9 protein-coding genes are annotated in these 14,414 nt (G+C 41.8%); 5 read left to right on the top strand and 4 right to left on the bottom strand.

Annotated features, from left to right (window positions below; all coding sequences use genetic code 11):
- Positions 1-98: 98 nt before the first annotated feature.
- The 4 genes from QWZ08_RS13480 (at position 99) to QWZ08_RS13465 (ending at position 7,945) form a co-directional block, all read left to right on the top strand.
- Positions 99-2,609 carry a serine hydrolase gene (locus tag QWZ08_RS13480; RefSeq protein ID WP_290337955.1) on the top strand — a complete coding sequence of 837 codons (2,511 nt, stop codon included), beginning with the start codon at positions 99-101 and terminating at the stop codon, positions 2,607-2,609.
- 108 nt (positions 2,610-2,717) lie between these two features.
- Positions 2,718-3,782 (top strand): N-acetyltransferase DgcN family protein, encoded by a 1,065-nt coding sequence (locus QWZ08_RS13475; protein WP_290337954.1) that lies wholly within the window; start codon positions 2,718-2,720, stop codon positions 3,780-3,782.
- A 2-nt stretch (positions 3,783-3,784) separates the two neighbouring features.
- The gene (locus tag QWZ08_RS13470) at positions 3,785-4,852 is read left to right on the top strand and encodes a mandelate racemase/muconate lactonizing enzyme family protein (protein ID WP_290337953.1); all 1,068 of its coding nucleotides are present in this window, start codon (positions 3,785-3,787) and stop codon (positions 4,850-4,852) included.
- A 108-nt stretch (positions 4,853-4,960) separates the two neighbouring features.
- The gene (locus tag QWZ08_RS13465; RefSeq protein WP_290337952.1) at positions 4,961-7,945 is read left to right on the top strand and encodes a T9SS type A sorting domain-containing protein; all 2,985 of its coding nucleotides are present in this window, start codon (positions 4,961-4,963) and stop codon (positions 7,943-7,945) included.
- Between the two features lie 90 nt (positions 7,946-8,035).
- On the opposite strand, the gene QWZ08_RS13460 is transcribed toward QWZ08_RS13465, so the two are convergent.
- Complete coding sequence (locus tag QWZ08_RS13460) at positions 8,036-9,229, bottom strand: Gfo/Idh/MocA family protein (RefSeq protein WP_290337951.1); 1,194 nt, start codon at positions 9,227-9,229, stop codon at positions 8,036-8,038.
- A gap of 111 nt (positions 9,230-9,340) precedes the next feature.
- Positions 9,341-10,537: a nucleoside permease gene (locus QWZ08_RS13455; protein ID WP_290337950.1), complete on the bottom strand. Its 1,197-nt coding sequence runs from the start codon at positions 10,535-10,537 to the stop codon at positions 9,341-9,343.
- Positions 10,538-10,788: 251 nt separating this feature from the next.
- On the opposite strand from QWZ08_RS13455, the gene QWZ08_RS13450 reads away from it, so the two are divergent.
- On the top strand, positions 10,789-12,543 hold the full coding sequence (locus tag QWZ08_RS13450; RefSeq protein ID WP_290337948.1) for an SMP-30/gluconolactonase/LRE family protein: 1,755 nt from the start codon (positions 10,789-10,791) through the stop codon (positions 12,541-12,543).
- 10 nt (positions 12,544-12,553) lie between these two features.
- Here QWZ08_RS13450 and QWZ08_RS13445 read toward each other — a convergent pair whose 3' ends face one another.
- Positions 12,554-13,669, bottom strand: a complete 1,116-nt coding sequence (locus QWZ08_RS13445; protein WP_290337947.1) for a Gfo/Idh/MocA family protein — start codon at positions 13,667-13,669, stop codon at positions 12,554-12,556.
- A gap of 224 nt (positions 13,670-13,893) precedes the next feature.
- Positions 13,894-14,244 carry a DUF6370 family protein gene (locus tag QWZ08_RS13440; RefSeq protein WP_290337946.1) on the bottom strand — a complete coding sequence of 117 codons (351 nt, stop codon included), beginning with the start codon at positions 14,242-14,244 and terminating at the stop codon, positions 13,894-13,896.
- Positions 14,245-14,414: the final 170 nt, after the last annotated feature.

The following is a 14,414-nucleotide window of genomic DNA, read 5'->3' as shown; positions in this document are numbered from 1 at the left end:
ATACAACGGCTGTTGAAACAAACAATTTTACTGAAACCGGGAGGGATCAAAAGGAAATTGATGCAATATTCCCCTAACTTTAATGCAAACCTTTCAACATGCCAAAGCTGGTAATTTTTTTATCTTTCATTGCAATTGCTTCCTTAACACAAGCCCAACAGTTGGACGTGAAAAAACTGGATAGTGCATTTAGCGGGTTAAATAAAATACATCGTTTCAATGGTACGGTGTTGTATGCAGAAAAAGGGAAAGTGTTATACAGCAAGGCTTTTGGCGTAACCGACTGCCGCACGAATGAGCCGCTGAAAACTACATCTTCGTTTAACCTGGCCTCTGTTACCAAGCAGTTTATTGGCATGGGTATTATGATATTGAAAGAAAGGGGGCAACTGCGGTTTGATGACAATTGCAAAAAATACATTCCTGAATTACCATATGATGGCATTACCATCCGCAACCTGATGACGCATACTTCTGGTATCCCGGAATATTTTGATCTGTTTCAAATGTATAAAACGCCGCTGGATACACTTACCAATGAAAAACTGATTAGTCTTTATGGCACTTATAAGCCGGTACTCGACTTTGCTACCGGCAGCAAATGGAATTACTGTAACACTAACTATGTTTTGCTGGTAAGTATTATTGAGCGCATCAGCAAACAACCCATTGATGTATTTGTAAAAAAGAATATCACTGGTCCACTGGGCCTTAAAGACACCTACGTGTATCATGTATTGATGCCTGCAGTACCAGCCAATCATGTGTATGGGTTTGAGGAAACAGGGGAGAAGAAAAAATTAAATGACCTGACTCCGTTTGACGGCGTGGTAGGCGATGGTAACATCTATTCATCTGTGGAAGATTTGTATAGATGGGAACAAAGTTTGAGTACGGGCAAATTGGTAAAGAAAGAAACATTCGCAGAAGCGCTGGTGCCCGTTAAATTAAAAGATGGTACAACCTATCCATATGGCTTTGGATGGTTTATAGAAAAAGATAAAGAAGGTGCTTATTCACATACCGGCGGCTGGGTTGGCTTTGCCAATTTAATTTACAGTGATACAAAAAATAAGCGCACCATCATTCAGCTAAGCAGTGGCAGCAATGGCTGGGGCATTCGTACAGCAAGAAATTTTATACAGGGAAAGCCACTGGATATCGCTCAAACCACACTCATAAAAAATGTAGTCGTAATGGATGGTACGGCTGCACCTGCAAAGAATGAATCGGTGAGGATACAAGGGAAAAAAATTATTGCCGTTGGAAATTTGCAGCCTTTTGAAGGCGAAGAAATCATCGATGGCGAAGGAAAGATTTTATCGCCGGGTTTTATAGACAGTCACAGCCATGTAGAAAGTTCATTGAAAAAATACCCTGAAGGGATTGCAGCTTTGAACCAGGGTATTACTACCATCGTTGGCGGACAAGACGGCGAAAGTGATCCGGTAGACAGCCTGAAAGCTGAAATAAAAGCTACGCCCATTGCCATTAACCTGGCTACTTATACAGGGCACGCAACCATCCGGCAGCAAGTGATGGGCGCCGCCAATTTATCAAGACCAGCGAAGCCGGAAGAGTTGGAAAAAATCAAACAAATATTAAAAGGGGAATTGCAAAAAGGTTCACTTGGTTTATCAACAGGATTGGAATATGAAGAGGGATTTTACAGCAACAGGTATGAAGTAATTGAATTAGCTAAAACAACAGCGGCAGAAAAAGGAAGATATATCAGTCATATCCGGAGTGAAGATATTAATATGACTGATGCCATTGATGAGATCATCCAGATCGGAAAAGAAGCGAAATTACCGGTGCAGATTTCTCACATTAAAATCGCATTAAAAGATGACTGGGGAACAGCCAATAAATTATTGGCAACGCTGCAACGTGCAAGAGCAGATGGCGTAGACATTACTGCCGACTGCTATCCCTACGATGCCTGGCACAGCACCATGCGGGTGCTGTTTCCAAAAAAAGATTTCACAAGCCTGGCAAGTGCCACCTATGCAACGGATCATTTGTTTGATGCGGATGGATCGGTGCTGGTACATTTTGCTGCGGATACATCCTACAATGGAAAAACATTCGGCGCTATTGCGAAGATCAGGAATGAGACAGCTGCTCAAACACTGCTGTACCTGGTGGGAACCGCGGAAGCCTACCAGCACCAACATCTCGGTGAATCGGGAGAAGATATTATGGGTAAGTCAATGGCCGACGAAGACATCCGTACCTTGCTTGCATGGCCGCATACCAATTTGTGCTCAGACGGCGCCAATGGCGGTCATCCGCGTGGATACGGTAGTTTTACAAAATTGCTAAACCAATATGTAAAGCAGCAAAAAATCATGAGTTGGGAAGCTGCCATCAATAAAATGACGGGCCTTGCTGCCGAACATACCGGCATCACTAACCGCGGTATCATTGCGCCTGGTTATTTTGCAGACCTGGTGTTAATCGATCCTGAAACGGTGAAGGATAATGCCACCATTCAAAACTCGAAAGCATTGAGCGATGGCATAAAAAAAGTATGGGTAAATGGTGTGCTGGTGTACACGGATAAAACTTTTTTAAATAAATATCCCGGTGAGTTTGTAGGTAGGTAAGTGTCAAAACCTTTGGGATCTTTTATAAGCCAGCTGAAAGGATAAATCTCATAGGTTTACAGATGGTTTTACAAACAGAATTATTGCTTAATAAAACAGATTTAATAAATGATGACTGAAACAAAACCTAAAGCCATTGTATTAACGGATGGCCTGTTACAAACAGCAGATGCTAAAACCGCTCATGGCCTGATCCGTGGCACGGAGCGCTATGAAATTGTTGGCGTGATTGACAGCCAGTTCCCAGGCCGTGACGCAGGCGAAGTGCTGGACGGCATTCACCGGAACATTCCGGTGCTTGCCAGTGTAGAGGTAGCAATACAATCCATTAAGGATATACAATGTTGCATCATCGGCATCGCAACAGTTGGAGGGAAATTACCGGTGCATTTTCTACCCATCATAAAATCCTGCATACAAAATAAAATTTCGATGGTGAATGGCCTGCACGATTTTTTAACCGGTATGGCGGAACTGGTAACAATGGCAAATCAATATGGTGTTACATTGACTGATGTAAGAAAGCCTAAAGAAAGAAAAGACCTGCATTTTTGGAAAGGCGATATTTTTAATTTGAAAGCCCCGGTGATTGCTGTGATGGGAACAGATTGTGCGCTCGGAAAACGTACTACCTGCCGAATGGTAAAACAGGCCTGCGCAGAAGCCGGTATCAACGCCCAAATGATTTATACCGGGCAAACGGGCTGGCTGCAGGGAGGTCAATATGGTTTTATTTTCGACAGCACTTTAAATGATTTTATTTCGGGTGAACTGGAACATGCCATCCTTTCCTGTGCTGCAGAAACAAGTGCAGAAGTTTTATTGGTAGAAGGACAATCCGCCTTGCGCAATCCCAGCGGGCCTTGCGGCTCTGAACTGTTGGTTTCGGGCAATGCAAAAAACGTGATATTGGTACATGCACCCAAAAGAAAATATTATGATGAGATACCGGAGTGGGGCATGATACATTCGCTGGCTTCTGAGATTGAACTCATCAAATTATACGGTTCTACAGTAATTGCAGTGGCCATTAATACAGAGCATTGCACAACCGAAGAAGCGTTGGACTTTCAAAAAAAGTATGAAGCCGAATTGCAATTGCCTGTACTGTTACCTTTACAGCAAGGCGTTGAAAAAATAATTCCCATCGTCAAAAACCTTATTAAAAACTAATTATGAAAATTAAATCAGTAAAAGCATGGTTGCAACACTTGCCGCTTACAAAACCTTATACCATAGCCTACAAAACGATAGCGGATACCGAAATTATTTTTCTTGAAATCGTTTTGGAAAATGGCATCATTGGTCTTGGTGCTTCCAACCCTTTTGCAGAAGTAGTAGGTGAGACACCAGCCATGGCCTTGGCCAACCTGCAAAGCGATTTTGTACAGCAACTAACAGGCAGGGATATACGCCATTTCAATCAGCTTATTGATGAAGCCCTGGTGCAATTTCCGCATTTGCCCGGCACCATTGCCGCCATTGACATTGCATTGCATGATGCCTTTTGCCAGCTGATCGGTATACCTGTGGTTGATTTATATGGACGTAAGATGAATGCATTGCCAACATCCATCACTATCGGTATTAAAGATACGGCCGCCATGCTGGAAGAAGCCAAAGCCAACTATGCCGCAGGTTTTAAAGTGATCAAAATAAAAACCGGGCTGGATGTGGAGGAAGATATTGAAAGGGTAACAAAACTTACGGAGCAATTTGGCAACAACATGCTGATAAGAGTAGATGCCAACCAGGGCTATGATTTGAAGCAACTGCAAAAGTTTATACATAAAACAAAAGACCTTTCCATAGAGTTGATTGAACAGCCAATGAAGGCGGGCAAGGAAAGTGAATTGGCCGGCCTCGATTCAGCTGATAGGAAAAAGCTGGCTGCGGATGAATCCCTGCTGGATGCAGCATCAGCTTTGCAATTGTCGCATCCGCCAACGCCGTTTGGTATCTTCAATATCAAACTGATGAAATGCGGCGGCATAAGAGGTGCCCGGGAAATAGCCACCATCGCCGCCGCAGCAGGTATTGATTTGTTCTGGGGATGCAATGATGAAAGCATCGTCAGCATTACCGCAGCGTTGCATGCGGCCTTTAGCTGCAGCAACACCAAATACCTCGACCTGGATGGAAGTTTTGACCTGAGTAGTGATTTAGTTACCGGTGGATTTATTTTAAAAGACGGAGTTATGTATTGTAGTGATGGGACTGGGTTGGGCTTGCACAGGTTGTAGCATTTGTATTATATGAAAGTCGTTTCTATTATTTGCAGACTATCGTTTGTATTTGAATTATTATTCTATATTTACAAGATACATATGTTCACTATTTAAACACTGCCTATGAAAATTAAAATTTTACTCCCATGTTTTTTTCTTGCTTTTTTTTTGAAACCTTTTACGGGAAAAGCACAGGTGAATACACAGGATTCACTTGCCCTGGTTGATTTGTATAATAGTACAAATGGACCGGGTTGGGTTAATCATACAAGCTGGCTAACTACAGCACCATTAAATACATGGTTTGGCGTAACTATAGAGACTAATGCTGTTCTAGCTTTGCGATTAAGTTCCAATAATTTAAATGGCACCTTGCCGAACTCGTTTGGAAATCTCTCTTTTGCTCAAGATATTGAATTAAGTTTCAACAGGATTTCCGGTAACATTCCCTCTACAATAGGAGGGCTTACTAATATTTTTGTATTGAGTCTGGATCATAATCAATTAAGTGGGCGGGTTCCTGATGCATTAATTAGCGTAAACTCACAAAACTATCCTTCAATTACTATAGAATACAACAAGCTAACATTTGATGGTATTGAGTTAATCGGAAGTGATAAATTTTCTTTTCATTATGATCACCAGGCAAATCTTCCGCTCATTCAAAATGGAAATATCCTTTCTGTGTCTGCTGGAGGAACAATGAGTAAGAATACATATAAATGGTACAAAGACGATGCTTTGGTGTTAACTAAAACCGGAGATTCAACTTTTTCGTTTACAACCTCAGGAAACTATAGTGTTGAAGTTGCAAATGCAAATGCACAATTCCTTAAGTTATATAGTATAACTACAGCCAACTTGCAAGATTCGCTTGCTATTGTTGATTTATATAATAATACCAATGGTTCGCAATGGCTTATTAATACCAACTGGCTAAGTTTGGCCCCTTTGGCATCGTGGTATGGTATCACTTTATTACGTGGGAAGCTAACAACATTAGAAATCATGGGAAACAATATGGCAGGCTCGCTACCCCAGTCGATTGGTAATTTGGTCAATGCTGGCTGGATAAATTTGACGGATAATAAGTTAACAGGGGCAATTCCCGCAACTATTGGTAATCTTGTTAATACTTCCACTCTTTATTTAGAGAGTAACAAATTAACGGGCTCAATACCGGAGGCTATTGGTAATATGATAGGCTTACAAAATTTAAATTTAAGTAACAATCAACTAACAGGAAATATTCCCACAACTTTTAATAATATTCAAATTGGGAATATCCTTCTTAGTCACAATCAACTGAGCGGCTCCATACCAGGTAACATAAATAAAACAAATTTCAGCGCCCTTGACTTAAGTTACAATCAACTAACTGGTAGTATTCCTTCAGATTTAGGCAACTTTACTTTTTTAAATTCTATTTTGTTAAATAATAATCAATTGACTGGAAGTATTCCATCTTCAATTGGCAGACCAAAATATCTTCGTTTCATCGATTTTTCTAATAATCAATTGACTGGCAGCATACCAGATTCTGTTACAAATTTGCCGCAGCCATTTTCAACCCTCAACTTATCGAATAACCAATTAACCGGCAAAATTCCCGATTCGTTAAGCAAAATTTCGAACGGTGCAGATATTGAACTAAATGGAAATAAATTAAGTGGTACTATACCTTCATTTGCATCAGCAAATATGCTCAGGTTATATTTGCAGGACAATAGTTTTACATTTGAAGGCATTGAACCCTTAGCCGCTTCTCCTCCAACTGTTCAATCCCCTCTGCTTTACTCCCCCCAAGCATTTATTCCTATTACAAAAACTGGAAATACAATTTCTGTTTCTGCTGGAGGCACAGTGACGAACGACACATTTCGACTGTATAGAGATAGCATCCTTTTAAAAACCCAAACAGGGGATTCAATATTTGTACTTACCGGCGCGGGAAAGTATTATGTTACCGTAACCAATAGCATTGCCACACAGCTTACTTTAACATCTACAATCGACACCATCATAGGGCTTGTTATTGCAGATACTACTGTAAGCGTTACTCAGAATATTGCTGGCACAACTCCTGTTCTAGCAGAGGACAGCGTGTTGCATAAATTAATTGCGACGCTTACGCCAACGGCAGGCGTTAATGCACTTTCAGGCAGTGTTACTTCTACTGTATTTATTGATAAAACAATTTCAGTATTTAACAACCAGCCATATGTACAAAGGCATTACGATATAACGCCTGCAACCAATGCGGCCAATGCTCAGGCAACCGTAACGTTGTATTTTACGCAGCAGGAGTTTGATAATTTTAACGCTTATCCCGGTCATGGTCTTAGCTTGCCGACAGGCCCATCAGATGCTGCTGGTAAGGCCAACCTGCGTGTGTATCAGTTTCATGGTTTTAGCGCAACAAGTCTGCCCGGCACCTATTCAGGAAATGCAGTAGAAATAAATCCGGCTGATGGCAACATTGTGTGGAATGCAGCCGCACAATATTGGGAAGTAAGTTTTGCGGTAAACGGTTTCAGTGGTTTCTTTATCAGCAGTTTAAACGGTGCGATTTTGCCGATAAAATTATTGAGTTTTTCAGGAACTGTACTTGATAAAAAAGCAACCTTAAAATGGATTACAACGGCAGAAATTAATGCCAGTTATTACGAACTGCAACGCAGCAGCACCGGCAATAATTTTAATGCGATTACAAAAATAGCAGCATCAGGTAGCAGCAGTGCCAATTTGAATTATCAATACACGGATATGTTGGGAAGTGATCCTGTATATTTTTACCGGCTTAAAATGGCTGACAAAGATGGCGGATTTACTTTGAGTAATGTAGTGAAATTAAGCTCAGCTAATAACGCGATGTTTACCATATTCCCAAACCCGGCAAAGGCGTTTGTATTTGTAAATCTTCCAGTAGCAACAACTGATTCAAAAATAAAAATCAGTGATATGGCAGGCCGGGTATTGCGAACAATTGATGTGAAAAAGTCAACCTCGCAACTGAAACTAAATACAGGCAATTTGACAGCCGGTACTTACAAAATTATTTACAATGATGGAGAAAGAGAAGTCAGTAAGATGATGATAATTGAATAAAAATCTGAAACAAATTTGAAGGGTTTTATAAAAAAGATGCACTACAATTAAGTGGTGCATCCTTTTTATATTGACAATCCTGCTTTTATTCTATTCTATTACCTTCTCCTCAATCTTACCAGTAACCTTATTTTTTAAGATCACTTTTTTTGCGCCATAGTGCGTTGTTTCTTCTTTAATTAAATAATGTTCCGCATCGTATTCTACCAGATGGCTTTCTTTGCTGAGACCGCTTTGGCCACGCCAGATATCGAGTTGTACCGGTTCCCATAATTTTGTTTTGGCTGATTTGTATGCGGCATCAATTACTGCATTTACCACATAGCCATCATAAAAAGTTTCTCTTGGTTCAGTACCTTTCTCCATGCAGTTAAACATCTCTGCAAACATGTGGTTATAACCCAGGTCGTTGATTTCATCTCCTACAGGAAACAGCCATCCGGCATTGCTTTCAGACTTTTCGGCAACATAATCCGTTGCTTTTCCGGTAGTAAACATTTCCAGGCCGGTGCGTAAAAAATTATTGATCCAGATGGTACCTTCGGTGCCCATTACTTCATCCCTTAAATCTAGGCCGCCACGAAAAGTCCAGCTTACTTCAAACTGGGCTATGGCGCCATTTTCATACTTCACCAGGCCAATGGAATGGTCTTCTGCATCAATAGGTTTTACCTGTGTATCAGCCCAGCACATCACTTCTATCGGCTTAATATCTTTGCCGATAAATGTCCGGGTAATTTCAATACAATGGCAGCCTAAATCTAAAATGCAACCACCGCCGGCTTGTTCAATATCCCAAAACCAATCACTGTGCGGACCAGGATGTGTCTCCCTTGATTTGGCCCATAAAATTCTGCCCAACGCACCATTCTTTACACTTTCATAGGCCTTTAAAAATTTAGGCGTGTAAACAAGGTCTTCCAGGTAACCATTAAAAATACCCGCTTCTTCTACTGCCATCAACATGCGCTTGGCTTCTTCTGCATTGCGGCCCAGCGGCTTGGTGGTAATCACTGCTTTTTTATGTTTGCAACAAAGCATTACGGCAGCCTCGTGTAAATTATTGGGCAGCGAAATGCACACCACATCTACATCTGCGCCGGAAATGGCTTCTTCCATATTGGTGGTAAAACGTTCGCAGCCGTAATCTTCTTTAAACTTTTTGGCGGCTTCTTCCCGGCGGGAATACACAGTTACAATCTTGTCCTTACTTCTTTGTCCGTGTAATGAATCTGCATAAAATCTCCCGATAAAACCGGAGCCAAGCATAGCAATCTTTTTCATGGTTGTTGTTTACTGTGTTTTTGTTGTTGAAATATATTTTGCAGTACAAGTGTGCGACGCAACGATGTTTAATAGTAATTCCACTGCCCGGACAAAAAAATAATTTGTTGTTTACCCGGCTGCGGCTATTTGCTTTTTCTCCCTGAAAAATAAAATAAAATATACGACTACAGCTGCCGCAATATAGGCTGGTACAAACCATATTTTTAACCAGTTGTGGTTTTCTCCCACCTGGTACATGTCAACTATACGACCAGAGAACCAGGTGCCGATGAACATGCCCACACCATAGGTTGCAAAAGTGAAGAGGCCCTGCGCAGAGTTTTTTATTTTTTCGCCAGCTTTTTTTTCTGTGTACATATAACCAGTTACAAAAAAGAAATCGTAACACACGCCATGTAAAATAATGCCGGCATACAACATCCATGCATTGGCGCCGGTATCACCATAGGCAAAACAAACGTAGCGCAATATCCAGGCGGCCATACCCATCAGCAACATATTTTTTACTCCGATACTGTTGAATAAAAATGGAATGGCTAAAATAAATACGGCTTCCGAAACCTGTCCCAGCGTCATTTTACCGGCAGCATTATCAAAATTTAATTCATTCAAAAACTTATTGGCAAATCCATAATAAAAGGATAACGGTATGCACACCAGGATAGCGGCTACAAAAAATATGAGATAGGGTTTTTCTTTGAACAATACAAAGGCATCGGTGCCAAGTGCTTTCGATGCCGAGGCATCTGCATTTTTCCGTGGAGGCGTGCTGGGTAAAATAAAACTCATTAAACCCAATACTACCGAAACCGCTGCGGCCATATAAAATGTAGAAGAAGTTTTTTCTATTCCAAGTGTACCAATAAGTACTCCGGCCACTATCCAGCCCAATGTGCCAAATACACGCACCCATGGAAATTGTTTACCAGGGTCTGTCATTTGATGAAAGGCAATACTGTTGCTTAACGCAATGGTGGGCATGTATAACAACGAGTAAAATAAAATAACCCAATAAAAAGTCGTACTGTTTTCGATTGTTGTTGCCAGTAACAAAAGGGCACCACCAACAATATGCAGCACACCCATAATGCGCTGTGCGGCGAAGTATTTATCAGCGATCATGCCCACAAAAAAAGGTGATATCATGGTGGCGATTGCCAGGGCACTGTAGGCCGCACCAATCTGGATGCCTGTTGCGTGCAGATGTTCGCCCATGTACGTGGCCATCGTTACATACCATGCGCCCCATACAAAATATTCAAGGAACATCATTACCGAAAGCTGCACTCTTACTGTTGATTTCATTAAGCTGATTTTAGATAAATACCATTCGCAAGTCCTGCACCGTAAATTAAGGATTGTTATTTATTTTCTGCAAGCTTTTTTAATTGATTTAGAGTGCCCGGGGTGTATTACCGGCAATGTGAATAATTTTTGAGTGATGATATCATTGTCCTTCACGTGCACTTAAACAAGATGAACAGGAAAAATATATTATCAAGGCAATACTATTTATGCTGATATTGCATCAACTAATATATAAAACTGCCTCGTGTATGAACAAACTACTGATTGCTTTGCTGCTGCTTATTTCAGCTAGTCAAATTTTCGCACAACCTGCCGCCATTTCATATCCTGTTGATTCGGCTTCCATAGAACAACCTGGTGTACCTAGAGGCGAAGTATTGAAATTTACTTTTGATAACTCAGTAATTTTTCCCGGTACCTGGCGGGAGTATTGGGTATATGTACCGGCACAATACCGTGCAGACAAACCTGCCTGTGTGTATGTGGGCCAGGATGGTATTCAATGGAAGGCGCCCACCGTTTTTGACAACCTGATTTATCGTAACGAAATGCCTGTTACCATTGGTGTTTTTGTAATGCACGGCAGGGTTCGGGCAGCCAATGGCACAGTAGCCAACGACCGCTTCAACAGAAGTTTTGAGTATGATGGTTTGGGCGATGCCTACGCCCGTTTTATTGTAGAAGAAATTTTACCTGCCGTTGACAAGCAGAAAACAACTGATGGGCGTGCGATACATTTATCCAAAAATGGTAATGACCGTGCAATCGGCGGATTGAGCAGCGGGGCGGTTTGTGCCTTTACAGCGGCATGGGAAAAGCCTGCTGAATTTTCACGGGTATTCAGCGCCATCGGTACTTATATTGGTCTTCGCGGTGCTGATGACTATCCAACTTTAATTAGAAAATACGAACCTAAACCGCTCCGGGTTTTTTTACAGGACGGCAGTAAGGATTTAAATATTTATGCCGGCGACTGGTGGATGGCCAACCAAACAATGGAAAGGGCGCTCACTTTTAGCGGGTATGAAGTAACGCATGTTTGGGGAGAAGACGGGCACAATGGCAACCATGGGACTTCCGTTTTTCCGGCAGCCATGCGCTGGTTATGGAAAGACTGGCCAAAGCCAATTACTACAGGGTCATCTAAAAATAAATACCTCAGCGAATTGCTGATACCGGGACAGGATTGGGAACTCGTTGGTGAGGGCTATGGATTTACGGAAGGCACTGCTGTCAACGCAAAAGGGGAAGTTTTTTTTCAGGATATTCCCGGATCAAAAACGTATAAAATTGGGTTAGACGGAAAAGTAACAATGCTGCCGCTGGATGCGAAGAAAGCCAGCGCCAACTGCTTTGATGCGGATGGTAAAAGATACACTACTGCCGCTGCAACGAAACAAATCATTCGCTATGATGCCAATGATAAAGCAACCGTTGTTGCCAATGATATTGATGGCAACGACCTGGTAGTGGCGAAGAATGGCAACATGTATGTCACAGCTCCTGATGGATCGGAAAAACCTGGTAAACTTATTTTGATTCGTCCCAATGGCGAAAAAGTGATTGTGGATGAAGGGATCAAATATCCGAATGGGGTTGCGCTCACACCGGATCAAACACAATTGTATGTGACAGAATCGGCCTCGAAATGGGTATGGATTTATAGTATCAATGCAGATGGAACACTAACGAATAAGCAACGATATGGCTGGCTGCATGTACCGGATAATGCAGGCAATGCATGGAGCGACGGATTAAAATCAGATACCGCCGGAAGAGTGTATGTTACCTCCCGTTTGGGATTACAGGTAATGGATCAGCTCGGCCGGGTAAATGCCATTATCCCCATACCCGGCGGACAGGCCAGTAATGTATGTTTTGGTGGTGCCGACTTTGATATATTATATGTAAGCAGCCGCGATAAAGTTTACCGCCGTAAATTCAAAACCCGTGGCGTAAATCCTTTTGAAGCGCCCTGTAAGCCAATGCAGCCGGGGCTTTAATAGTTATTAGTTACAGTTTAATGTCAACTTTCTGTCCTGTTTTGGCAGCAAAAAAAATAGCATCGATAATTTTTAAATCTTTTACGCCTTCCTCGCCATCCACTGGCACGGGAGGTTGTTTTCCTTCCAAAATAATACCCGCCATTTCATCCATTTGTACTGTTTGATGCGTAACATGTGGCTGGGTTAATTCGCCTTTGCTGGTGCGCCCCTGTATGGGGCCGTAGCCGGTTGAAGGATACAATTCTGCATATCCCTTTTCAGCATCCAGGAAAAAACGATCCAAATTATTCATGCTGTAGGTAGATAAACAGGAGGCAACTGCGCCGCCTGGGAAACCAAATTGAAACTGGATCGTTTCATCTACACCTTCTTTGAATTTTTCAGGATTTGTTTTTGTTTCCTGGGCGGTTACCCAAATGGGTTCTTCGCCTACCATATAACGTGCACCGTTGATGGCATAAATACCAATATCCATCATCGCACCACCGCCAGCCAACTGTTTATTTAAACGCCATTGTTTTGGGTCGCCAATAGTAAAACCACAAAGCCCCTGGAAAAATAGCACTTTTCCCAACTCTCCGGCTTTACGCATGCGGATAATCTCCAGTGTCTTTGGCTCGAAATGCATGCGATAACCTACCAGTAATTTTACGTTGGCTTTTTTACAGGCGTCCACCATTTCCTGCCCGTCCTTTGCATTGATTGACATGGGTTTTTCACAAATCACATGTTTGCCTGCCTTTGCAACACGTATCACCTGGTCGTGGTGCAGGGCATTGGGGGTAATAACATACACCGCATCAATATCCGGATTGTTTTTTACCTGGTCGAATGTTTCATAATTATAACAGTTTTTTTCTGGTATGTTATACTTCGCCTGCCAGTCTTTTATCTTAGAGGGTGTGCCGCTGATAACGCCCACCAGCTTTGCTTTCTTGCAATCTTTCATAGCTTCTGCTACCCGTGTGCCGTAGCTGCCAAGCCCCATAATAGCAACACGCAAAACAGGACCATCGTAATGAGAGGTGGCATTACTGCAACTGGCAGCAATAATGGCGGGAGATATTTGTAAAGCGATAACTGAGCCGGTAAGCTTTTGTAAAAAGTCGCGACGTGATTGCATAAATAATTTATTAAAAAATGATTGAAACGATGAAGGCTTGGCGATGTGGTGGAATTTAAAATCGTCCGCCCTTGACCGCAGGCCGATAAAAATACAAAAGATGAATGGAACGAACAAAAGCACAACAGAATAACGTTTGCCTAAACTATGGCTGATAGTGATCAGCCTGGGTGCAGTATATAGCACTTAAACGAAGCATATTTTTTATCCGGCATTAGGTTACTTCATTTTTTACTACCAGAAGGCATCAGTTTAAAATAGGTAGCCTTAAACCTATTGCCTGTAATTTGTCCCTGCACCTCTGCAGTGCGAACTGCTTCGCAAAAGCCATCCTTTGCATGTGCATCGCCAAAAGAATCTATGTGGGCGCCATCAACAAAATAAGCCTTTCCATTAATGCGTATTGCGAGGTCACAACTTTTACCATGTAGTCCAAGCTGGCATTCGCCGCAGGCGGTTTCAACAAGCATTGTTTTTTTTGACGGATCGGGTTTACCCATAATGCTGTTAGTATGTTGGGCCAGCAACGGTAAAAGAAATAACGAAGAAATAAGAAGGCAGATACAACTTTTCATACAATACAATTGTGATGGTAAGTTAATCATTTTTCCGGTGTCCGTGTCAACAGGTAACTTTTATAAATGTAGCCAACAAAACCCGTTTCAAAAAATCGGCAGATTGTACAAATGAGTTGGTGATGTAAACGAAAGGTGATCAAAGCTGAATTTTATATTACCTTACAATG

It is taken from the genome of Ferruginibacter paludis, from assembly GCF_030409685.1.
GTDB classification, from domain to species: domain Bacteria; phylum Bacteroidota; class Bacteroidia; order Chitinophagales; family Chitinophagaceae; genus Ferruginibacter; species Ferruginibacter paludis.
This window is presented reverse-complemented; position numbering and strand designations above follow the sequence as displayed.

Coding starts and splice junctions, on each gene's coding strand:
- QWZ08_RS13475 (WP_290337954.1), top strand. CDS start 2,718: ATGATGACTGAAACAAAACCTAAAGCCATTGTATTAACGGATGGCCTG.
- QWZ08_RS13460 (WP_290337951.1), bottom strand. CDS start 9,229: ATGAAAAAGATTGCTATGCTTGGCTCCGGTTTTATCGGGAGATTTTAT.
- QWZ08_RS13465 (WP_290337952.1), top strand. CDS start 4,961: ATGAAAATTAAAATTTTACTCCCATGTTTTTTTCTTGCTTTTTTTTTG.
- QWZ08_RS13450 (WP_290337948.1), top strand. CDS start 10,789: ATGAACAAACTACTGATTGCTTTGCTGCTGCTTATTTCAGCTAGTCAA.
- QWZ08_RS13445 (WP_290337947.1), bottom strand. CDS start 13,669: ATGCAATCACGTCGCGACTTTTTACAAAAGCTTACCGGCTCAGTTATC.
- QWZ08_RS13470 (WP_290337953.1), top strand. CDS start 3,785: ATGAAAATTAAATCAGTAAAAGCATGGTTGCAACACTTGCCGCTTACA.
- QWZ08_RS13455 (WP_290337950.1), bottom strand. CDS start 10,537: ATGAAATCAACAGTAAGAGTGCAGCTTTCGGTAATGATGTTCCTTGAA.
- QWZ08_RS13480 (WP_290337955.1), top strand. CDS start 99: ATGCCAAAGCTGGTAATTTTTTTATCTTTCATTGCAATTGCTTCCTTA.
- QWZ08_RS13440 (WP_290337946.1), bottom strand. CDS start 14,244: ATGAAAAGTTGTATCTGCCTTCTTATTTCTTCGTTATTTCTTTTACCG.